Genomic DNA, 18,313 nt, shown 5'->3' with positions numbered 1-18,313 from the left:
AGGTGCTGGCGTAGTATCAAAAATCCTGGCTTAATAAGCTGAGATTAAAAAAGGCCCTGCGGGGCCTTTTTTGTTGCCTGAAATTTGCCGACTAAAATTATTCAAACACTTGTTTGAAAATCGAAGCTGTGCCATGCTCTAACTCATCCGTCCAGTATAAGAGGCACTTAGCATGAGCCAGTATCAGGCACCGATTGACGATATCTGTTTTAACTTATTCAACGTATGGCAGTTAGATCAATACTGGCAGCAACAAGCCACGCTAAAAGAGCTGATCGAAGCTGACACCGCCAAAGCGATCTTGCAAGAAGCGGCAAAGATCTGCGAACAGCAGATAGCACCCTTTGCCGGCGTTGCCGATCAGCAGGGTGCGCAGTTAAAAGACGGCGCCGTTATCTTACCGCAGCATTACTACACTGCTTATCAGAGTCTGGCAGAAGGCGGCTGGACCGGGCTTAGTGGCGACCCGGAATATGGCGGCATGGGCATGCCTAAAGCCTTATCGATGATGGTAGACGAAATGCTCTGCAGTGCAGATATAGCACTTTCGCTGTACCCCGGGCTGACGGCCGGCGCTTGTGTCGCGCTGCTGCAGCATGCTGACGAGCAAACTAAATCTTTATATTTACCGAAAATGTACAGCGGCGAATGGTCGGGCACGATGTGTTTGACCGAGTCGCACGCCGGCTCTGATCTGGGCATTATGCGCACCAGTGCTAAGCCTAATGCTGATGGCAGCTTCGCGATTAGTGGCAGCAAAATCTTTATCACCGCCGGTGAGCATGATTTAACGTCAAATATTATTCATTTAGTATTGGCTAAACTGCCAGATGCGCCGTCGGGTAGCCGCGGTATTTCGCTGTTTTTAGTGCCTAAATATTTGCCCGATGCAGCCGGTGAGCCGGGTGCGCGCAACGCCGTCAGTGTCGGTTCGATTGAGCACAAAATGGGCATCAATGGCTCTGCTACCTGTGTGCTGAATTTTGATGGTGCTACCGGCTATCTTATTGGCGAGCCGCACCGGGGCCTGGCCTGTATGTTTACCATGATGAACTACGAGCGGCTGGCGATGGGCAGTCAGGGCCTGGGTGCTGCCGAGCGCGCTTATCAAAATGCCTTGAGCTATGCCAAAGAGCGTTTGCAGGGCCGTATCAGTGAAAAAGACGCTAATAAAGCGCAGCCGATTATTGGCCATGCCGATGTGCGTCGTATGTTGCTGAACATTAAAACCAGTAATGAAGCCGGTCGTACGTTTGCGACCTGGGTGGCGTCTCTGCTGGATAAAGCCAAGTATGACAGCTGCGCGGTATCAGCGGCCCGCGCTAACTTGCTAACACCCATTGCCAAGGCTTTTATGACCGATCAGGGCTTTGACGCTTGCGTTAGTGCGCAACAGGTGTTCGGCGGCCATGGCTATGTGAAAGAATGGGGCATGGAGCAACTGGTGCGCGACGTGCGAATTGCGCAAATCTATGAAGGCACCAATGGCATTCAGGCACTGGACTTTATGCTGCGTAAAGTGGCGGTTGATAAAGGCGACACCTTGCAAGCACTGCTGGACGATATCGCCACTGAAATGGCGCGTGAGCCTATAACGCAAGCCGCTGCACTTGCAGGCTATGTAAGCCGGCTAAAACAGCTGACGACCGTATTAGTTAACCAGGACAGTCGGGCACAAAGCGCTAATGCCTATGACTTCTTAACCTTAGTGTCATATATCATTTACGGTTATATGTGGTATAAAAACCTCGCCGCACTATCGACACTAGAGCAGGACAGCGATTTTGCTCGAGCTAAACAGAGCAGTGCAGTGTATTACTTTAGCCGGGTATTACCTAAAGCCGATGGCTTATTCGCACTATTAAGCCATGATTCAGCCGCTATCGATATGTTGTCGGCGGAGCAATTTTAACCATTAGGAAGACTATGAGAACACTACTTGGCTTAATCGCGTTATGCTGTTTTTCGGCAAGCGCAGCAGATGCGCTGGATAAACGTATTAAAGCCGAGCAGTGGGATGCTTACCGGCCATTTTCATTACTGCCGCACGGTAGTAACTATCTGTTGCCGGTAAGCTATGTCGATGGTATTGCAGATACGCTGGTGCGTGATGGTGACAGCGCCCCGTCGGATAATATAGAAGCTAAGTTCCAGCTCAGTTTGAAAACCCCGCTGTGGAGTAAAATCTACAACGACAATGGTTATTTGTTTTTTGCCTTTACTCAGCAAGCCTATTGGCAGGCGTATAATAGCGATGTGTCGTCTCCGTTTCGCGAAAATAACTACGAACCCGAGCTGGTACTCATGCTGCCGCATTACAAAAACTATGAAGAAGCCGCCAGCCGTATTATTAGCCTGAGCTTGTCACATCAATCTAATGGCCGCGCTGGCGAGCTGTCACGCAGCTGGAACCGCCTTAAGCTGAGTTGGGTGACGTCTATCGGCAATGTGTTTATTAACTTTGAACCCTACTACCGCTTTAAAGAGCAGCGTAAAGATAACCCGCAAGATGCTGACGGCGATGACAACCCGGATATTACCAAGTACATGGGCTGGTTTGAGCTCTCCGCTGCCTATAAACAGGAAGACGCCACCTGGCGTATGATGGTACGTAACAATCTGCGCAGTGATAATAAAGGCGCTGTGCGTTTATCTTATTCAAGACCATTTAATAAGCATATCCGGCTTTATGCCGAGTTATTTACTGGCTATGGCGAGAGCTTGATCGATTACAATCGTTCAGTTACCCGTTTTGGTATTGGCTTTGAACTGAACGATATTTTATAGCGCAAATTATAACCAACACTTGCTTTAGCGGTGCAGTTGAGTATAATGCGCGGCCAGTCGATAACATTCTGACTGGCTCGTTAACCGCGGTTTACCGGTTGAGTTAACGCTTACAGTGCTCCCGATTGGGGAGCAAACGTAACTTAGGTGCATGGGCATCCCCCTTTATTGGGCTGGGTAGCTTGTGTTTATTTTTGCTCTTTTTGCTCTTTGAGGCTTTGATACATGAGTAATCAAAGGATTCGCATCCGTCTGAAAGCGTTCGATCACCGTTTGATCGATCAGTCAACTATGGAAATCGTTGACACAGCTAAGCGTACGGGCGCACAGGTTCGTGGTCCTATCCCACTTCCTACTCGCCAGGAACGTTTCACTGTATTGATTTCTCCTCACGTAAACAAAGATGCGCGTGATCAGTACGAAATCCGTACCCACAAGCGTTTAATCGACATCGTTGAGCCAACAGAAAAAACTGTTGATGCGCTGATGCGTTTAGATCTGCCTGCTGGTGTTGACGTTCAAATCAGCCTGGGCTAATCAGACAGGTTTATAGAGAGGTTTAGGAAATGGCTATCGGTCTAATCGGTCGTAAAGTGGGAATGACCCGCATCTTCACTGAAGATGGCGTATCAATTCCAGTAACCGTAATCGAAGCGACACCAAACCGTGTAACTGCAGTTAAAACTGCAGAAACTAACGGTTACAGCGCACTGCAAGTGACTGCTGGCACAGTTAAGGCAAGCCGCCTGAACAAGCCAGAAGCCGGTCATTTTGCCAAAGTGGGCGTTGAAGCGGGTCGTGGTCTGTGGGAATTCCGCCTGGCAGACAACGAAGGCGCTGACTTCACTGTTGGCAGCGAGATTACGGTAGAAATCTTCGCAGAAACGAAGAAAGTTGATGTCGCTGGTACATCAAAAGGTAAAGGTTTTGCTGGTGCTATTAAGCGCTGGAATTTCCGTGCTCAGGATACGACTCACGGTAACTCGTTATCACACCGTGCCCCTGGTTCAATTGGTCAAAACCAATCACCAGGTAAAGTATTCAAGGGTAAGAAAATGGCTGGTCACTTAGGTGCTGAGCGCGTAACCGTGCAGTCACTGGAAGTGGTTCGTGTAGACGCAGAGCGTAACCTGCTGTTAGTTAAAGGTGCAGTACCTGGCGCTATCGGTGGCGACGTGATCGTTAAACCAGCTGTTAAAAGCTAACGTCTGAGGAGATAAGTGATGGAATTAGCATTACGAGACGCTCAAGGCGTTCTTGAAGTTTCCGAAGCTACCTTTGGACGTGAGTTTAATGAAGCTTTGGTTCACCAGGTCGTTGTAGCTTATGCTGCCGGCGCCCGTCAGGGTACCCGTGCTCAGCTGACACGTTCTGAAGTACGCGGTGGCGGCAAGAAGCCATGGCGTCAAAAAGGTACTGGCCGTGCACGTGCTGGTACAATCCGTAGCCCAATCTGGCGCGGAGGCGGTGTGACATTTGCGGCTAAGCCACAAGATCACAGCCAGAAAGTAAACCGTAAAATGTATCGTGGTGCGATCCAAAGCATCCTGTCTGAATTAGTGCGTCAAGAGCGTTTAATCGTAGTGGAAAACTTCGCTGTCGATACGCCTAAGACCAAAGATTTAACTGCAAAGTTAAAAGCGATGGACTTAAAAGACGTGTTAATCGTGACTAACGAAGTGGATGAGAACCTGTTCTTATCTGCGCGTAACCTGTACAAGGTAGACGTGCGTGACGTACACGGTATCGACCCGGTCAGCTTAATCGCATTCGACAAAGTGTTAATGACTGCTGCTGCAGTTAAGCAACTTGAGGAGCTGTTAGCATGATCCGCGAAGAACGTTTACTGAAAGTAATTCTGGCACCACACGTATCTGAAAAGAGCACTGTGTCTGCTGAGAAACACAATACAGTCGTTTTCAAGGTAGCCACTACTGCGACTAAAGCTGATGTGAAAGCAGCAGTTGAAAAACTGTTCGAAACAGAAGTAGTCGGTGTGCGTACTGTTAACGTTAAGGGTAAAACCAAGCGCACTGGTATGCGTATTGGCAAACGTAGCGACTGGAAAAAGGCCTACGTAACTCTTAAAGAAGGCAGCGAAATCGATTTCGTTGGCGGCGCTGAGTAAGAAGAGGAGTTAGGAAATGGCACTTGTAAAGTGTAAACCTACGTCACCAGGTCGTCGCCACGTATTAAAAGTGGTTAACCCAGACCTGTACAAAGGCAAGCCTTATGCCCCTTTGTTAGAGAAAAATGCAAAAACTGGTGGTCGTAACAACAACGGTCGTATCACTACCCGTCATATCGGTGGTGGTCACAAGCAGCATTACCGTTTAGTTGACTTCAAACGCAACAAAGATGGCATTCCAGCCAAAGTTGAGCGTTTAGAGTACGATCCAAACCGTACCGCTAACATCGCACTGGTGTTATATGCAGACGGTGAGCGTCGTTACATTCTGGCCCCTAAAGGCCTGAAAGCGGGTGATACAGTGGTTTCAGGTATGGAATCACCAATCAAAGCCGGTAACAGCCTGCCACTGCGTAACATCCCTGTAGGTCAGGTAGTACACAACATCGAAATGAAGCCTGGTAAAGGTGGTCAGTTAGCTCGTTCTGCTGGCGCATTTGTACAGATCCTGGCTCGTGACGGTGAGTACGTGACTCTGCGTTTACGCAGCGGTGAAGTACGTAAGGTATTAGCAGATTGTCGCGCGACTATCGGTGAGATCGGCAACGCGGAACATATGTTACGTCAATACGGTAAAGCTGGTGCAATGCGCTGGCGTGGCGTTCGCCCAACCGTACGTGGTGTAGTAATGAACCCGGTTGATCACCCACACGGTGGTGGTGAAGGTAAAACTTCTGGTGGTCGTCACCCTGTATCTCCATGGGGCGTTCCAACGAAGGGTTACAAAACTCGTTCAAACAAGCGTACTGATAAACTTATCGTACGTCGTCGTGATAAATAATTTGTGAGGAATTGCCATGCCACGTTCTCTCAAGAAAGGTCCATTTATTGACCTTCACTTGCTGAAGAAGGTAGAGAAAGCGTTGGAAAGCGGTGACAAGAAGCCTATTAAGACTTGGAGCCGTCGTTCAATGATCATACCTGATATGATCGGTTTGACCATCGCTGTCCATAATGGTCGTCAACATGTACCTGTGTTCGTCTCTGAAGAGATGATTGGTCACAAGTTAGGTGAATTTGCACCTACTCGTACCTACCGTGGTCATGCAGCCGACAAAAAGGCCAAGAAGCGCTAAGGGGTAAATGATGCAAGCATTAGCTAAACACAAATTTGCCCGTTCTTCTGCACAGAAAACTCGTCTGGTTGCTGACCAGGTGCGTGGTCTGCCAGTAGATAAGGCGTTGAATGTATTAACTTACAGCCCGAAAAAAGCTGCAGAGTTAGTCAAAAAGGTTCTTTTATCAGCCATTGCTAACGCGGAGCACAATGAAGGTGCGGATATTGACACGCTGAAAGTTAAGACCATCTTCGTTGATGAAGGTCCGTCTATGAAGCGTATCAAGCCACGTGCTAAAGGTCGTGCTGACCGTATCGTCAAGCGTACCAGCCACATTACTGTGGTTGTAGCTGATAACTAGGAGAGAGAAATGGGACAGAAAGTACATCCTAATGGTATTCGCCTAGGTATCACTAAGCCATGGAGCTCTACCTGGTTCGCGAATACGAAAGACTTCCCGGATTTCTTAAACGGTGACTTTAAAGTTCGTCAGTACCTGACAAAAGAACTGAAAGCCGCGTCAGTAAGCCGGATCGATATTGAACGCCCAGCGAAAAGCATTCGTGTGACTATTCACACTGCGCGTCCTGGCGTAATCATCGGTAAAAAAGGTGAAGATGTTGAAAAAATCCGCAAGCAAGTAGCTGCCATCGCTGGCGTACCTGCGCAGATTAACATCTCTGAAATCCGTAAGCCTGAGCTGGACGCTAAGTTAGTTGCTGATTCAATCAGCAGCCAGTTAGAGCGTCGTGTTATGTTCCGTCGCGCTATGAAGCGTGCGGTACAAAACGCTATGCGTATCGGTGCTAAAGGTATCAAAGTTGAAGTTAGCGGCCGTTTAGGCGGCGCGGAAATCGCTCGTTCAGAGTGGTACCGTGAAGGCCGTGTGCCTCTGCACACCCTGCGTGCTGACATTGACTACAATACCTCAGAAGCATTGACTACTTACGGTATCATTGGTGTGAAAGTGTGGATTTTCAAAGGTGAGATCTTAGGTGCTCTGCCATTGAACAACAACACCAACAACGCCAACAATAACAACCAGCCGAAAGCGCCGAAAAAACCGGCACGTAAGGCTAAGTAGGGGTATTGAGCGATGTTGCAACCAAAACGTACAAAATTTCGTAAAGTGCACAAAGGTCGTAACCGTGGCTTAGCCCAGGTTGGCGACAAAGTATCTTTCGGTACTTACGCACTGAAATCTGTAGAACGTGGTCAAATGACTTCACGTCAAATCGAATCTGCACGTCGTGCTATGACGCGCGCTGTTAAGCGTGTTGGTAAAATCTGGATCCGCGTGTTCCCAGACAAGCCAATCACTGCTAAGCCGCTGGAAGTACGTATGGGTAGTGGTAAAGGTTCTGTTGAGTACTGGGTATGTCAGATCAAACCTGGCAAAGTACTGTACGAAATGGACGGTGTGTCTGAAGAATTAGCGCGTCATGCCTTTGCATTAGCCGCAGCTAAGTTACCATTTAAGACAACCTTTGTAACGCGGACGGTAATGTGATGAAAGCCAGCGAATTAAAAGCGAAAAGTGTTGAAGAGTTAAACGCTGAATTACTGGGCTTGTTACGTGAGCAGTTCAACCTGCGCATGCAACTAGCTACTGGTCAGTTAGCTCAAACGCATTTATTTAAGCAGGTGCGTCGTGATATCGCGCGCGTTAAGACCATCTTAACCGAGAAGGCAGGTGCGTAATGAGCGAAACTAATACCCGTACACTGCAAGGTAAAGTGATCAGCAACAAAATGGACAAGTCTATTACTGTTGCAATCGAGCGTTCGGTGAAACACCCAATTTACGGTAAGTTCATCAAGCGTACTACCAAGCTGCACGTACATGACGAAAACAATCAGTGTAAAGAAGGCGATGTAGTCACTATTCGTGAATGCCGCCCACTGTCTAAGACGAAGTCTTGGACCCTGGTTGCAGTAGTCGAATCAGCATCTTAATTCGTTAAGATCTGAAAAGCGGCTCCTTCTGGAGCCGCTTTTATTTTGCGCTACCCTTTTGCCAAGAGTGCTGTTATAATCACGCGCCCTCTTGTCAGGGGGTATTTATTGTAAGCAGCGTAACCCGTGAGGGTTATTTAGTAGAATAGCGGAGCACTAAGATGATCCAGATGCAATCTATGCTGGAAGTCGCAGACAACAGCGGCGCGCGCAGCGTAATGTGTATTAAGGTCTTAGGTGGTTCGCATCGCCGTTATGCTGCAATTGGTGACGTCATCAAAGTTACTGTGAAAGAAGCAATTCCTCGCGGTAAAGTGAAAAAAGGTGACGTTCTAAATGCAGTGGTGGTGCGTACAGCTAAAGGCGTACGCCGTCAGGACGGGTCATTAATCCGTTTTGATCGCAATGCAGCAGTGTTGTTAAACAACAAGCTGGAACCGATCGGCACTCGTATTTTCGGGCCTGTTACACGTGAACTTCGTGGCGATAAGTTTATGAAGATCGTGTCTCTGGCACCAGAAGTACTGTAAGGAGTCACCATGGCTAGTAAAATCCGTCGTGATGACGAGGTTGTTGTTCTTACCGGTAAGGACAAAGGTAAACGTGGTAAAGTTACTAAAGTATTAGTAGCCGAAGGTCGTGTTTACGTTTCTGGCGTTAACCTGGTTAAAAAACATCAGAAGCCTGTACCGGCTCTGAACCAGCCAGGCGGTATCGTTGAGAAAGAAGCCTCAATTCATGTTTCAAACGTAGCGATTTTTAACCCTAAAACGGGTAAAGCTGATCGCGTAGGTTTCCGCCTTGAAGACGGCAAAAAAGTCCGTTTCTTCAAGTCGAATAACGAAGTAATTTAATTGCTATTGGAGTAATACGATGGCGAAACTGCATGAAATTTACAAAGACACCGTAGTCCCAGAACTGTTTAAGCAGTTCGGCTACACCAGCGTCATGCAAGTCCCTCGGATTGTTAAAATCACGCTCAATATGGGTGTGGGTGAAGCCGTAGCTGACAAAAAGATCCTTGAAAATGCGGTAGCAGATTTAACTGCTATCTCTGGCCAGAAGCCTCTGGTTACTAAGGCGCGTAAGTCAGTTGCTGGTTTTAAAATCCGTGAAGGCTACCCTATTGGCGCAAAAGTGACCCTGCGCGGCGAGCGTATGTGGGAATTCTTAGAACGTTTAGTTTCTATTGCAATCCCGCGTATCCGTGATTTCCGTGGTGTAAACCCGAAATCATTCGATGGCCGTGGTAACTACAGCATGGGTGTACGTGAGCAAATCATTTTCCCAGAAATCGAATACGATAAAGTAGATGCAGTACGTGGTTTAGATATCACTATTACAACTACGGCGCGTACCGATGACGAAGGACGTGCTTTACTTGCCGCGTTTAACTTCCCATTCAAGAAATAAGGTGTAGGGTCATGGCAAAACAATCAATGAAAGCACGTGAATTAAAGCGTGCACAACTGGTAGCCAAATTCGCTGCAAAGCGTCATGAACTGAAAGACACTATCGCTAACCCGGCAACTTCTGACGAAGACCGTTGGGCAGCAGTGCTTAAGTTACAGGCGTTGCCGCGTGATTCAAGCCCTTCGCGTCAACGTAATCGTTGTCGTGTAACTGGTCGTCCACATGGTTACCTGCGCAAGTTCGGCATGAGCCGGATCAAGGTCCGTGAAGCGGCGATGCGCGGTGAAATTCCTGGCCTTCGTAAGGCTAGCTGGTAAGAATCACGGGAGTAACGAGCTATGAGTTTGCAAGATCCAGTAGCGGATATGTTTACTCGCATCCGTAACGGTCAATCGGCCAATAAAGTTGCGGTTAAGATGCCATCTTCAAAACTGAAGGTAGCTATTGCGAAAGTATTAAAAGACGAAGGTTACATCGCTGATTTCGCGGTTTCTGGTGATGTTAAGCCAGAGCTGGAAGTAACGTTAAAGTACTTCCAGGGCAAATCTGTAATTGAAACTATCGATCGTGTTAGTCGTCCAGGCCTGCGCATCTACAAGAAGCGTGGCGAATTACCAAAAGTAATGGGCGGTTTAGGTGTGGCTATTGTGTCAACATCTAAAGGACTAATGACTGACCGTGCTGCGCGCAAGGTTGGTATCGGTGGCGAAATCATCGGCTACGTAGCGTAACGGAGGTAGTAATCTATGTCTCGTGTTGCTAAGGCCCCAGTCACTTTACCAGCCGGCGTTACTGTAACGCAAAAAGGTCAGGTAGTGACATTTAAGGGCAAAAACGGCGAGTTAGCATTAGATGTTAACCCGGCAGTCGAAATCGTTGTTGATGGTAGCGTATTACGCACTGTACCTCGCGAAGGTTTTGAAAATGCTAACGCACAAGCGGGTACTGCCCGTGCTTTAATCAATAACCTGGTAACAGGTGTGACCGAAGGTTTCACGCAAAAGCTGGAACTGGTTGGTGTTGGTTACCGTGCTAAAGCAGAAGGCAAGGTATTAAACCTGAGCCTGGGCTTCTCTCACCCTGTAGTGTTCGAGGTACCTAACGGTATTACTATCGAAACACCAAGCCAGACAGAAGTTGTGGTTAAAGGTGCTGACAAGCAATTAGTTGGTCAGGTTGCCGCTAACATCCGGGCATATCGTAAGCCAGAGCCTTATAAAGGCAAAGGTGTGCGTTATGCAAATGAAAACGTGCGTCGTAAAGAAGCGAAGAAAAAGTAGGGTAGGACGATGGATAAGAAACTTGCTCGTCTGCGCCGTGCCAAACGCACTCGCAGAAACATTATCGAACAAGGTGCGAATCGCCTGGTTGTACACCGTACACCACGTCACATCTACGCCCAGCTTATCGCACCAAATGCTGAAGTGATTGCTGCTGCTTCTACTGTAGAAGCGTCAATCAAAGAATCACTGAAGTACACTGGTAACGTAGACGCTGCTAAGGCTGTAGGTAAAGCGATTGCCGAACGCGCAGTAGCCAAAGGCGTTACTGCTTGTGCTTTTGACCGCAGTGGCTTCCAGTATCATGGTCGCGTACAAGCTTTAGCTGACGCGGCGCGTGAAGCCGGTCTTCAGTTCTAGGAGTAGCTCATGGCTAACGAAGAAGCTAAACAACAATCTGATTTACAAGAGAAGCTTGTTGCAGTAAACCGCGTGTCAAAAGTGGTTAAAGGTGGCCGGATTTTCTCTTTCACCGCCCTGACAGTGGTGGGTGACGGTAATGGTCGCGTTGGTTTTGGTTATGGTAAAGCACGTGAAGTTCCAGCTGCGATTCAAAAAGCAATGGAAAAAGCGCGTCGTAACATGACTCAGGTTGAGTTAAACGGTAACACGTTGCATCACCCAACTCGTGGTGTGCACTCAGGTTCGAACGTTTACATGCAACCAGCAGCAGAAGGTACTGGCTTGATCGCCGGTGGTGCAATGCGCGCCGTACTGGAAGTTGCCGGTGTACAGAACATTCTGTCTAAGTGTTACGGCTCAACTAACCCAATCAACGTAGTTCGCGCAACTATCAATGCGCTGGCATCTGTTAAGTCGCCAGCTCAAGTAGCTGCTAAACGCGGTTTACGCGTTGACGACATTCTGGGGTAATCTGCCATGGCGAAGAAGACAATTAAAGTAACCCAAACGAAGTCAAGCATCGGTCGTTTACCGAAGCATAAGGCCTCGTTAACCGGGTTAGGTTTACGCCGCATCGGTCACACTGTTGAAGTTGAAGATACACCTTCAGTTCGCGGTATGATCAACGCTGTGTATTACATGGTTAAAGTGGAGGAGTAACAGATGTTATTAAATACTCTTGCTCCGGCACCTGGTGCTAAGAAAGAAAAGCGCCGCCTTGGCCGTGGTATCGGCTCTGGCTTAGGTAAAACCGGTGGCCGTGGCCACAAAGGTTTAAAATCACGCTCTGGCGGCGGTGTTCGTCCAGGTTTCGAAGGCGGTCAAATGCCTCTGAAACAGCGTCTGCCTAAGTTTGGTTTCACTTCACAGAAATCTCTGGTTTCTGCTGAAGTACGTCTGCACGAACTGGCAGCGGTAAATGGTGATGTAGTTGATCTGGCTAGCCTGATGGAAGCTAACATCATTGCCCGTACAGTTAAGTTCGCTAAAGTTGTGCTGTCTGGCGAGATTTCTCGTCCGGTAACCGTAAAAGGTTTAGGCGTAACGAAAGGCGCACGTGCTGCAATTGAAGCCGCTGGCGGTAAAGTCGAAGAATAATAAGGATAGTACGCGATGGCTAAACCAGGTTCGGACTCAAGAAGTGCAAAAGGCGGTTTCAGCGAGCTGAAAGCCCGTCTGTTATTTGTACTTTTGGCCATAATCGTATTTCGGTTAGGCTCCTTTGTGCCAATTCCTGGAATTGACGCCGCCGTGCTGGCTCAGTTATTCGAGCAACAAAAGGGCACCATCGTTGAAATGTTTAACATGTTCAGCGGTGGCGCACTTGAGCGTGCTTCGGTGTTTGCGCTGGGTATTATGCCCTACATCTCTGCCTCTATTATTGTTCAGTTGTTAACGGTGGTTCACCCTGCCATGGCTGAATTAAAGAAAGAAGGCGAAGCAGGTAAGCGCAAAATTAACCAGATGACGCGCTACGGTACTTTAGCATTAGCAACGTTACAGGCCATTGGTATTGCCACTGGCCTGCCCAACATGATGCAAGGGTTAGTGATTAACCCAGGCTTTGCATTTTACTTCACCGCGGTAATTAGTTTGGTTACCGGCACCATGTTCTTAATGTGGTTAGGTGAGCAAATTACAGAGCGCGGCATTGGTAACGGTATTTCGTTGTTGATCTTTACCGGTATTGTTGCCGGCTTCCCGTCTGCCATTGGCCAGACGATCGAGCAGGCACGTCAAGGCGATTTGCACTTTTTACTGTTAGTAGCGATAGGCGTGATCGTAGTGGCGATTACCTGGTTTGTGGTGTTCTTTGAGCGCGGCCAGCGTCGGATTGTGGTCAATTATGCCAAGCGTCAGCAAGGCCGTCAGGTTTTTGCCGCGCAAAGCAGCCATTTACCGTTAAAGGTGAACATGGCTGGCGTAATTCCGCCGATCTTTGCTTCTAGCATTATTCTGTTCCCTGGAACGATAGCCAGTTGGTTTGGTTCAGGTGAAGGCGTAGTAGCTAATTTCCTACAGGAATTGGCGTTAACATTATCTCCGGGACAACCGTTGTATATGATGTTATACTCCGCGGCCATTATTTTCTTCTGCTTCTTCTATACTGCGTTGGTGTTTAACCCGCGTGATACAGCAGACAATCTGAAGAAATCTGGTGCCTTTATCCCTGGTATTAGACCGGGCGAGCAGACATCAAAATACATTGATAAAGTGATGACGCGGTTAACCTTAGCAGGTGCACTATACATTACCTTTATCTGTTTGGTTCCTGAGTTCATGATGGTAGCGTGGGATGTACAGTTCTACTTCGGTGGTACTTCACTGCTGATCATCGTTGTCGTTATCATGGACTTTATGGCACAGGTACAGACGCATTTGATGTCGCATCAATATGACTCTGTGCTTAAAAAGGCAAATCTTAAAGGCTTTGGCCGTTAAGATAGTTTGCGGAGTTAAGTTATGAAAGTACGAGCTTCCGTTAAGAAGATCTGCCGTAACTGCAAAGTGATCAAGCGTAATAACGTAGTTCGCGTAATTTGCAGTGAGCCGAAGCACAAACAGCGCCAAGGCTAATAGCAGAACCAAAATGATATTGCGGGCTGAGCTAACTGGTTTAGCCCCTTTATCGTTTGCAATATAAGCGCCATTTGAGTATCCTTACGGGCTTTTCAAATTGGCATCTTTAAACTCTATTATAGGAGAACGTTAGTGGCCCGTATCGCTGGCATTAACATCCCCGATAATAAGCATGCGGTTATCTCATTAACCTATGTTTATGGTATCGGTAAAACCCGCGCTAAATCGATTTTAGCTGCAGTGGGTATCGAAGAAAGTACAAAAATTGCTGCGTTAACCGACGCTCAGTTAGATACGCTTCGTGATGAAGTTGCAAAATACACCGTTGAAGGTGACTTGCGCCGTGAAGTTACATTAAATATTAAGCGTTTAATGGACCTGGGTTGCTACCGTGGTCTGCGCCACCGTCGCAGTCTGCCGGTTCGTGGTCAGCGCACTAAAACTAATGCGCGTACCCGTAAGGGCCCACGTAAAGCGATTAAGAAATAAGGTGATTCAACATGGCTAAAGCACCAGTTCGTACTCGTAAACGGGTAAAGAAGCAAGTTTCAGACGGCATGGCTCATATCCATGCTTCTTTCAACAACACCATCGTGACGATCACTGATCGTCAGGGCAATGCACTGTGCTGGGCAACTGCCGGCGGTTCAGGTTTCCGTGGTTCACGTAAATCTACCCCGTTCGCAGCTCAGGTAGCGGCAGAGCGTGCAGGTACCGCTGCACTGGAATATGGTCTGAAGAACCTTGAAGTGTTTGTGAATGGCCCAGGCCCAGGCCGCGAATCAGCGATTCGTGCTCTGAACGCCGCTGGTTACAAGATCACAAATATCACCGACGTGACGCCCATCCCACACAACGGATGCCGTCCACCTAAAAAACGTCGCGTGTAATAACAGCGCTTCACGGATTATTGGAGAAAGAAGATGGCAAGATATTTGGGTCCTAAGCTCAAACTGAGTCGTCGCGAAGGTACAGATCTGTTCCTGAAGAGCGGCGTTAGAGCAATCGATTCAAAGTGTAACTTAACTACCGCACCTGGTCAGCACGGCGCACGCCGCGGTCGCTTATCAGACTACGGTCTGCAGTTACGCGAGAAACAAAAAGTACGTCGTATGTACGGCGTATTAGAAAAGCAGTTCCGTAACTATTACAAGGAAGCTGCTCGTTTGAAAGGTAATACCGGTGAAAACCTGCTGCAGTTGTTAGAGTCACGCTTAGACAACGTGGTATATCGTATGGGCCTGGCCAGCACTCGTGCAGAAGCGCGTCAGCTGGTAAGCCACAAAGCCATCATGTTAGATGGTCGTGTGGTTAACGTTCCATCACACGCTGTATTACCTGAACAAGTGATCTCTGTTCGTGAAAAAGCGAAAAAGCAAGCCCGTATCGGTGCTGCGCTTGAAGTCGCTGCACAACGTGAGAAACCAACTTGGATCGAAGTAGACAACACGAAGCTTGAAGGCGTTTTCAAACGTCTGCCAGAGCGTTCAGACCTGTCTGCGGACATCAACGAACAGTTAATCGTCGAGCTTTACTCTAAGTAAAGCTAATTGTTAAGAGAGGATACAATGCAGGGTTCTGTCACCGAATTCCTTAAGCCGAGATTAGTTGGTATCGAAAAAATCAACCCAACTCGTGCCAAAGTTACTTTGGAACCACTTGAGCGCGGTTTCGGGCATACCTTGGGCAACGCGTTACGTCGTATTCTGCTTTCATCAATGCCAGGTTGTGCAGTGACTGAAGTAGAAATTGACGGCGTGCTCCATGAGTACAGTGCCAAAGAAGGTGTACAGGAAGATATTATCGATATCCTTCTGAACCTGAAAGGCCTTGCCGTTCGCCTGGAAGACAAAGATGAAGTCACGCTGACTTTGACGAAAAAAGGTGCTGGCCCTGTAACCGCTGGAGACATCCAGCATGGCGACGGTGTGGTAATTGTTAATCCTGACCATGTGATCTGTAACCTTACTGGCGAAACTGAATTCAGTATGCGTTTAAAGGTACAGCGCGGTCGTGGTTATGTGCCTGCATCAGCGCGTTTGTCCTCAGATGATGACGAGCGTCCTATTGGTCGTCTGTTACTGGATGCCTCTTTCAGCCCGGTTGAGCGTATTGCTTACTCGGTTGAAGCAGCGCGTGTAGAGCAGCGTACCGACCTGGACAAACTGATCATCGATATGGAAACCAACGGCACAGTAGAGCCAGAGGAAGCCATTCGCCGTGCAGCAACAATTCTGGCCGAACAGCTGGAGTTCTTCGTCGAGCTGCGCGATAAGAGCGAACCGGAAAAACGCGAAGAGAAGCCGGAATTTGATCCGATTCTGTTACGTCCGGTCGATGATTTGGAATTAACAGTTCGTTCTGCTAACTGCTTGAAGGCAGAGCAGATTCAGTACATTGGTGATCTGGTTCAGCGTACCGAGGTTGAGTTACTTAAAACACCTAACCTGGGTAAAAAGTCGCTTACCGAAATCAAAGACGTGCTGGCATCACGCGGTTTGTCACTGGGCATGCGCCTGGAAAACTGGCCGCCAGCGAGTCTGGTAAACAAAGACTAATCAGATACCAGTTTCTGGTTTAGTGAGAAGGAATAGATCATGCGCCATCGCAAGAGTGGTCGTCAATTAAACAGGAACAGCAGCCACCGTACGGCAATGTTCCGCAACATGGCAAGCTCGTTGGTGAAGCACGAAATCATCAAAACGACTTTGCCAAAAGCTAAAGAGTTACGTCGTGTGATCGAACCATTGATCACACTGGCAAAGAACGACAGCGTTGCAAACCGCCGTTTAGCTTTTGCCCGTACTCGTGATAAAGAAGTAGTAGGTTTGTTGTTCAACGTATTAGGCCCACGTTACAACGCGCGGCCAGGTGGTTACACTCGTATTCTGAAGTGTGGCTTCCGTGCCGGTGACAACGCACCTATGGCTTACATCGAGTTAGTTGATCGCCCAGAAGTGGGTGCTCTGCCTGTTGAAGAAACAGCTGCTGAGTAAGCTTATCTAAATAAAAAGCCGGGGAAACCCGGCTTTTTTATGCCTGTTTGTTTTTCTTCTGTTAGCGTTTTACTATGCTGTCTATCAATAGAGCCTGAGACAGCTTATGCAACGTATCTATCTTGTTATCCTTTGGTTATCAGCACTGCTTGCATCTTCTGCCTTGGCACAAGGAACAAGCAATCCAGCACCTCTTGCACCCATATTGGCTAAAGCTTCATCTGACTATAAGGTACTTAATAGTGTCATTAGCCAGCCAGAGCGCTATCGTGTGCAAATTATCTATACCCAAATAGATCGTAACGAGGAAAGCCAGCCTCTGCTTACTCGTTTTCATTTTAATGTGGACCCAGGCCGCTACTATTACCCGGCCAGTACCGTGAAGTTACCGCTGGCGCTGTTAGCATTAGAATGGCTTAACCAACAAAACATCGCCGGTTTAACCAGCCAAACTGCCATGCTTACTGATGCCGCAGCGGCTTGGCAAAGTGCCAGGTTAAGGGATGAGACTGCTGCTAACGGTCTACCCAGTGTTGCTCACTACATTAAGAAGGTTTTATTGGTCAGTGATAACGAAGGCAGTAATCGATTATATGAGCTGCTCGGTCAGGATCGTATAAACCAAAACCTCAGCGCCAAGGGGTTAACCCATACCATTATTAATCACCGGCTAAGTCAGCCACTCAGCACAGAGCAAAACCGCCAGGTTAACCCCATTCGCTTTATGTCTGCTGATAAGCTGATTCTTCAGCTGCCGGCGCGCACCACTATTACATCCTATATTAATTTAGATCAGCCAACCTTGGGTAAAGCCTACATGCAAGACGGTGAATTAGTGAATAAGCCGATGATGTTCACCGACAAAAACCGTATGAGCCTGACTGATTTTGATGCAGTAATAAAACGGCTGGTATTCCCACAGCTATTTTCCACCGCACAGCGTTTCGATATTAGCGAAGCAGACCGCGAGCTGGTGCTGCGCTATATGAGTATGCCGCCATCCCACAGTAGCAGTCCTGCTTATAATGTATCAGACTATCCTGATAACTATGCTAAGTTTTTACTGTTCGGTGGAACCCCGCAAACTATACCTGATCATATAAAAGTATTTAATAAAAGTGGTTGGGCCTATGGCCACTATATTGATGGTGCTTATATTGTCGATTTTAAGCATAAGGTGGAGTTTTTCTTAAGTGCTGTGATCTATGCCAACGATAACGACATTCTCAATGATGATAATTATCAGCGTGATGAAACGGCTATACCGTTTCTACGGCAATTGGGCCAGTTCTTCTATCAATATGAGCTAACCAGACCTAAAACTATTGCTGCGGATTTATCAGAGATCCAGCAGCTGACAACACAACAGCAGTAAAATCGGCCAATAAATAGCCGATACAAAGCTGTTTTCAACCAATTCGCTTAAAAAGTGTGCGGTCGATCATTTTTCTGCAAAAAAGATCTTGATCACTTTTCGACGATCTCTATAATGCGCACCACACAGACGGCAGCAAGCGAAAGCAAGCAACGTCTGACTGAGGCAAAAGCCTCGTATCATTGAGCTAAGCTCTGATACAACGCTCTTTAACAATTCGCAATCAATCATCTGAGTGGGCACTTACGATAGATTTTGGCAACGAAATTAAATCGGTTG

General features: G+C 47.7%; 31 protein-coding genes. All 31 read left to right on the top strand.

What is annotated here, in order from left to right; translation table 11 throughout:
• The first annotated feature begins 172 nt into the window (after positions 1-172).
• Entirely contained in the window at positions 173-1,912 is a 1,740-nt protein-coding gene (locus ABGI61_RS16535) for an acyl-CoA dehydrogenase family protein (RefSeq protein WP_347603375.1), read from the top strand.
• A gap of 14 nt (positions 1,913-1,926) precedes the next feature.
• The gene (locus ABGI61_RS16530) at positions 1,927-2,787 is read left to right on the top strand and encodes a phospholipase A (protein WP_347603372.1); all 861 of its coding nucleotides are present in this window, start codon (positions 1,927-1,929) and stop codon (positions 2,785-2,787) included.
• Positions 2,788-3,012: 225 nt separating this feature from the next.
• The gene (gene rpsJ / locus ABGI61_RS16525) at positions 3,013-3,324 is read left to right on the top strand and encodes a 30S ribosomal protein S10 (protein WP_008899121.1); all 312 of its coding nucleotides are present in this window, start codon (positions 3,013-3,015) and stop codon (positions 3,322-3,324) included.
• A gap of 29 nt (positions 3,325-3,353) precedes the next feature.
• Positions 3,354-3,992: a 50S ribosomal protein L3 gene (gene rplC / locus ABGI61_RS16520; RefSeq protein ID WP_040552633.1), complete on the top strand. Its 639-nt coding sequence runs from the start codon at positions 3,354-3,356 to the stop codon at positions 3,990-3,992.
• 18 nt (positions 3,993-4,010) lie between these two features.
• Positions 4,011-4,616: a 50S ribosomal protein L4 gene (gene rplD / locus ABGI61_RS16515; RefSeq protein WP_008224494.1), complete on the top strand. Its 606-nt coding sequence runs from the start codon at positions 4,011-4,013 to the stop codon at positions 4,614-4,616.
• Positions 4,613-4,915, top strand: a complete 303-nt coding sequence (rplW, locus tag ABGI61_RS16510) for a 50S ribosomal protein L23 (protein ID WP_008224493.1) — start codon at positions 4,613-4,615, stop codon at positions 4,913-4,915. The genes rplD and rplW overlap by 4 nt, the downstream gene beginning before the upstream one ends.
• Positions 4,916-4,931: 16 nt before the next feature.
• A complete protein-coding gene (gene rplB, locus ABGI61_RS16505; RefSeq protein WP_347603367.1) occupies positions 4,932-5,756 on the top strand; it encodes a 50S ribosomal protein L2 in 825 nt (274 codons plus the stop codon).
• Positions 5,757-5,772: 16 nt separating this feature from the next.
• The gene (rpsS, locus tag ABGI61_RS16500) at positions 5,773-6,051 is read left to right on the top strand and encodes a 30S ribosomal protein S19 (protein WP_008950795.1); all 279 of its coding nucleotides are present in this window, start codon (positions 5,773-5,775) and stop codon (positions 6,049-6,051) included.
• Between the two features lie 10 nt (positions 6,052-6,061).
• Positions 6,062-6,394, top strand: coding sequence for a 50S ribosomal protein L22 (rplV, locus tag ABGI61_RS16495; RefSeq protein ID WP_008224490.1), 333 nt, complete (start codon positions 6,062-6,064; stop codon positions 6,392-6,394).
• Positions 6,395-6,403: 9 nt separating this feature from the next.
• Positions 6,404-7,117, top strand: coding sequence for a 30S ribosomal protein S3 (gene rpsC / locus ABGI61_RS16490; RefSeq protein WP_008224489.1), 714 nt, complete (start codon positions 6,404-6,406; stop codon positions 7,115-7,117).
• A 12-nt stretch (positions 7,118-7,129) separates the two neighbouring features.
• Positions 7,130-7,543 carry a 50S ribosomal protein L16 gene (gene rplP, locus ABGI61_RS16485; RefSeq protein ID WP_040552632.1) on the top strand — a complete coding sequence of 138 codons (414 nt, stop codon included), beginning with the start codon at positions 7,130-7,132 and terminating at the stop codon, positions 7,541-7,543.
• The gene (gene rpmC / locus ABGI61_RS16480; RefSeq protein WP_008224486.1) at positions 7,543-7,734 is read left to right on the top strand and encodes a 50S ribosomal protein L29; all 192 of its coding nucleotides are present in this window, start codon (positions 7,543-7,545) and stop codon (positions 7,732-7,734) included. Before rplP ends, rpmC begins: the two co-directional genes overlap by 1 nt.
• On the top strand, positions 7,734-7,988 hold the full coding sequence (gene rpsQ / locus ABGI61_RS16475) for a 30S ribosomal protein S17 (RefSeq protein ID WP_008224484.1): 255 nt from the start codon (positions 7,734-7,736) through the stop codon (positions 7,986-7,988). Before rpmC ends, rpsQ begins: the two co-directional genes overlap by 1 nt.
• Before the next feature lie 161 nt (positions 7,989-8,149).
• Positions 8,150-8,518, top strand: a complete 369-nt coding sequence (rplN, locus tag ABGI61_RS16470) for a 50S ribosomal protein L14 (protein ID WP_008224481.1) — start codon at positions 8,150-8,152, stop codon at positions 8,516-8,518.
• A 9-nt stretch (positions 8,519-8,527) separates the two neighbouring features.
• Positions 8,528-8,842, top strand: coding sequence for a 50S ribosomal protein L24 (rplX, locus tag ABGI61_RS16465; RefSeq protein ID WP_008224475.1), 315 nt, complete (start codon positions 8,528-8,530; stop codon positions 8,840-8,842).
• A gap of 19 nt (positions 8,843-8,861) precedes the next feature.
• Positions 8,862-9,401 carry a 50S ribosomal protein L5 gene (gene rplE, locus ABGI61_RS16460; protein ID WP_008224474.1) on the top strand — a complete coding sequence of 180 codons (540 nt, stop codon included), beginning with the start codon at positions 8,862-8,864 and terminating at the stop codon, positions 9,399-9,401.
• Positions 9,402-9,412: 11 nt separating this feature from the next.
• The gene (gene rpsN, locus ABGI61_RS16455; protein ID WP_008224473.1) at positions 9,413-9,718 is read left to right on the top strand and encodes a 30S ribosomal protein S14; all 306 of its coding nucleotides are present in this window, start codon (positions 9,413-9,415) and stop codon (positions 9,716-9,718) included.
• 21 nt (positions 9,719-9,739) lie between these two features.
• Positions 9,740-10,132 (top strand): 30S ribosomal protein S8, encoded by a 393-nt coding sequence (gene rpsH / locus ABGI61_RS16450; protein ID WP_347603357.1) that lies wholly within the window; start codon positions 9,740-9,742, stop codon positions 10,130-10,132.
• Positions 10,133-10,147: 15 nt separating this feature from the next.
• Entirely contained in the window at positions 10,148-10,681 is a 534-nt protein-coding gene (gene rplF, locus ABGI61_RS16445) for a 50S ribosomal protein L6 (protein WP_347603354.1), read from the top strand.
• Between the two features lie 9 nt (positions 10,682-10,690).
• Positions 10,691-11,041 carry a 50S ribosomal protein L18 gene (gene rplR / locus ABGI61_RS16440; protein ID WP_335737905.1) on the top strand — a complete coding sequence of 117 codons (351 nt, stop codon included), beginning with the start codon at positions 10,691-10,693 and terminating at the stop codon, positions 11,039-11,041.
• Positions 11,042-11,050: 9 nt separating this feature from the next.
• Positions 11,051-11,554 (top strand): 30S ribosomal protein S5, encoded by a 504-nt coding sequence (gene rpsE, locus ABGI61_RS16435; protein ID WP_008224467.1) that lies wholly within the window; start codon positions 11,051-11,053, stop codon positions 11,552-11,554.
• A gap of 6 nt (positions 11,555-11,560) precedes the next feature.
• Positions 11,561-11,743, top strand: a complete 183-nt coding sequence (gene rpmD / locus ABGI61_RS16430) for a 50S ribosomal protein L30 (protein WP_027672159.1) — start codon at positions 11,561-11,563, stop codon at positions 11,741-11,743.
• Between the two features lie 3 nt (positions 11,744-11,746).
• Positions 11,747-12,181 (top strand): 50S ribosomal protein L15, encoded by a 435-nt coding sequence (gene rplO, locus ABGI61_RS16425; protein WP_008224465.1) that lies wholly within the window; start codon positions 11,747-11,749, stop codon positions 12,179-12,181.
• 15 nt (positions 12,182-12,196) lie between these two features.
• Positions 12,197-13,525, top strand: coding sequence for a preprotein translocase subunit SecY (gene secY / locus ABGI61_RS16420; protein WP_008224463.1), 1,329 nt, complete (start codon positions 12,197-12,199; stop codon positions 13,523-13,525).
• A 21-nt stretch (positions 13,526-13,546) separates the two neighbouring features.
• The gene (gene rpmJ / locus ABGI61_RS16415; protein ID WP_008950799.1) at positions 13,547-13,660 is read left to right on the top strand and encodes a 50S ribosomal protein L36; all 114 of its coding nucleotides are present in this window, start codon (positions 13,547-13,549) and stop codon (positions 13,658-13,660) included.
• A 135-nt stretch (positions 13,661-13,795) separates the two neighbouring features.
• Entirely contained in the window at positions 13,796-14,152 is a 357-nt protein-coding gene (rpsM, locus tag ABGI61_RS16410; protein ID WP_008224462.1) for a 30S ribosomal protein S13, read from the top strand.
• An 11-nt stretch (positions 14,153-14,163) separates the two neighbouring features.
• Positions 14,164-14,553: a 30S ribosomal protein S11 gene (gene rpsK, locus ABGI61_RS16405; protein WP_040552629.1), complete on the top strand. Its 390-nt coding sequence runs from the start codon at positions 14,164-14,166 to the stop codon at positions 14,551-14,553.
• A 33-nt stretch (positions 14,554-14,586) separates the two neighbouring features.
• A complete protein-coding gene (rpsD, locus tag ABGI61_RS16400) occupies positions 14,587-15,207 on the top strand; it encodes a 30S ribosomal protein S4 (RefSeq protein WP_040552627.1) in 621 nt (206 codons plus the stop codon).
• 24 nt (positions 15,208-15,231) lie between these two features.
• A complete protein-coding gene (locus tag ABGI61_RS16395; RefSeq protein WP_008224458.1) occupies positions 15,232-16,221 on the top strand; it encodes a DNA-directed RNA polymerase subunit alpha in 990 nt (329 codons plus the stop codon).
• 39 nt (positions 16,222-16,260) lie between these two features.
• On the top strand, positions 16,261-16,659 hold the full coding sequence (rplQ, locus tag ABGI61_RS16390) for a 50S ribosomal protein L17 (protein ID WP_040552626.1): 399 nt from the start codon (positions 16,261-16,263) through the stop codon (positions 16,657-16,659).
• A 205-nt stretch (positions 16,660-16,864) separates the two neighbouring features.
• Positions 16,865-18,034: a serine hydrolase gene (locus tag ABGI61_RS16385; RefSeq protein WP_347603341.1), complete on the top strand. Its 1,170-nt coding sequence runs from the start codon at positions 16,865-16,867 to the stop codon at positions 18,032-18,034.
• Positions 18,035-18,313: the final 279 nt, after the last annotated feature.

Origin of the sequence: Rheinheimera fenheensis, from assembly GCF_039871805.1 — a bacterium.
Lineage (GTDB): Bacteria > Pseudomonadota > Gammaproteobacteria > Enterobacterales > Alteromonadaceae > Alishewanella > Alishewanella fenheensis.
Note: the sequence above shows the minus strand (reverse complement) of the source record. Positions and strands in the feature narration are given on the sequence as shown.

Coding starts and splice junctions, on each gene's coding strand:
- ABGI61_RS16535 (WP_347603375.1), top strand. CDS start 173: ATGAGCCAGTATCAGGCACCGATTGACGATATCTGTTTTAACTTATTC.
- ABGI61_RS16530 (WP_347603372.1), top strand. CDS start 1,927: ATGAGAACACTACTTGGCTTAATCGCGTTATGCTGTTTTTCGGCAAGC.
- rpsJ (WP_008899121.1), top strand. CDS start 3,013: ATGAGTAATCAAAGGATTCGCATCCGTCTGAAAGCGTTCGATCACCGT.
- rplC (WP_040552633.1), top strand. CDS start 3,354: ATGGCTATCGGTCTAATCGGTCGTAAAGTGGGAATGACCCGCATCTTC.
- rplD (WP_008224494.1), top strand. CDS start 4,011: ATGGAATTAGCATTACGAGACGCTCAAGGCGTTCTTGAAGTTTCCGAA.
- rplW (WP_008224493.1), top strand. CDS start 4,613: ATGATCCGCGAAGAACGTTTACTGAAAGTAATTCTGGCACCACACGTA.
- rplB (WP_347603367.1), top strand. CDS start 4,932: ATGGCACTTGTAAAGTGTAAACCTACGTCACCAGGTCGTCGCCACGTA.
- rpsS (WP_008950795.1), top strand. CDS start 5,773: ATGCCACGTTCTCTCAAGAAAGGTCCATTTATTGACCTTCACTTGCTG.
- rplV (WP_008224490.1), top strand. CDS start 6,062: ATGCAAGCATTAGCTAAACACAAATTTGCCCGTTCTTCTGCACAGAAA.
- rpsC (WP_008224489.1), top strand. CDS start 6,404: ATGGGACAGAAAGTACATCCTAATGGTATTCGCCTAGGTATCACTAAG.
- rplP (WP_040552632.1), top strand. CDS start 7,130: ATGTTGCAACCAAAACGTACAAAATTTCGTAAAGTGCACAAAGGTCGT.
- rpmC (WP_008224486.1), top strand. CDS start 7,543: ATGAAAGCCAGCGAATTAAAAGCGAAAAGTGTTGAAGAGTTAAACGCT.
- rpsQ (WP_008224484.1), top strand. CDS start 7,734: ATGAGCGAAACTAATACCCGTACACTGCAAGGTAAAGTGATCAGCAAC.
- rplN (WP_008224481.1), top strand. CDS start 8,150: ATGATCCAGATGCAATCTATGCTGGAAGTCGCAGACAACAGCGGCGCG.
- rplX (WP_008224475.1), top strand. CDS start 8,528: ATGGCTAGTAAAATCCGTCGTGATGACGAGGTTGTTGTTCTTACCGGT.
- rplE (WP_008224474.1), top strand. CDS start 8,862: ATGGCGAAACTGCATGAAATTTACAAAGACACCGTAGTCCCAGAACTG.
- rpsN (WP_008224473.1), top strand. CDS start 9,413: ATGGCAAAACAATCAATGAAAGCACGTGAATTAAAGCGTGCACAACTG.
- rpsH (WP_347603357.1), top strand. CDS start 9,740: ATGAGTTTGCAAGATCCAGTAGCGGATATGTTTACTCGCATCCGTAAC.
- rplF (WP_347603354.1), top strand. CDS start 10,148: ATGTCTCGTGTTGCTAAGGCCCCAGTCACTTTACCAGCCGGCGTTACT.
- rplR (WP_335737905.1), top strand. CDS start 10,691: ATGGATAAGAAACTTGCTCGTCTGCGCCGTGCCAAACGCACTCGCAGA.
- rpsE (WP_008224467.1), top strand. CDS start 11,051: ATGGCTAACGAAGAAGCTAAACAACAATCTGATTTACAAGAGAAGCTT.
- rpmD (WP_027672159.1), top strand. CDS start 11,561: ATGGCGAAGAAGACAATTAAAGTAACCCAAACGAAGTCAAGCATCGGT.
- rplO (WP_008224465.1), top strand. CDS start 11,747: ATGTTATTAAATACTCTTGCTCCGGCACCTGGTGCTAAGAAAGAAAAG.
- secY (WP_008224463.1), top strand. CDS start 12,197: ATGGCTAAACCAGGTTCGGACTCAAGAAGTGCAAAAGGCGGTTTCAGC.
- rpmJ (WP_008950799.1), top strand. CDS start 13,547: ATGAAAGTACGAGCTTCCGTTAAGAAGATCTGCCGTAACTGCAAAGTG.
- rpsK (WP_040552629.1), top strand. CDS start 14,164: ATGGCTAAAGCACCAGTTCGTACTCGTAAACGGGTAAAGAAGCAAGTT.
- rpsD (WP_040552627.1), top strand. CDS start 14,587: ATGGCAAGATATTTGGGTCCTAAGCTCAAACTGAGTCGTCGCGAAGGT.
- ABGI61_RS16395 (WP_008224458.1), top strand. CDS start 15,232: ATGCAGGGTTCTGTCACCGAATTCCTTAAGCCGAGATTAGTTGGTATC.
- rplQ (WP_040552626.1), top strand. CDS start 16,261: ATGCGCCATCGCAAGAGTGGTCGTCAATTAAACAGGAACAGCAGCCAC.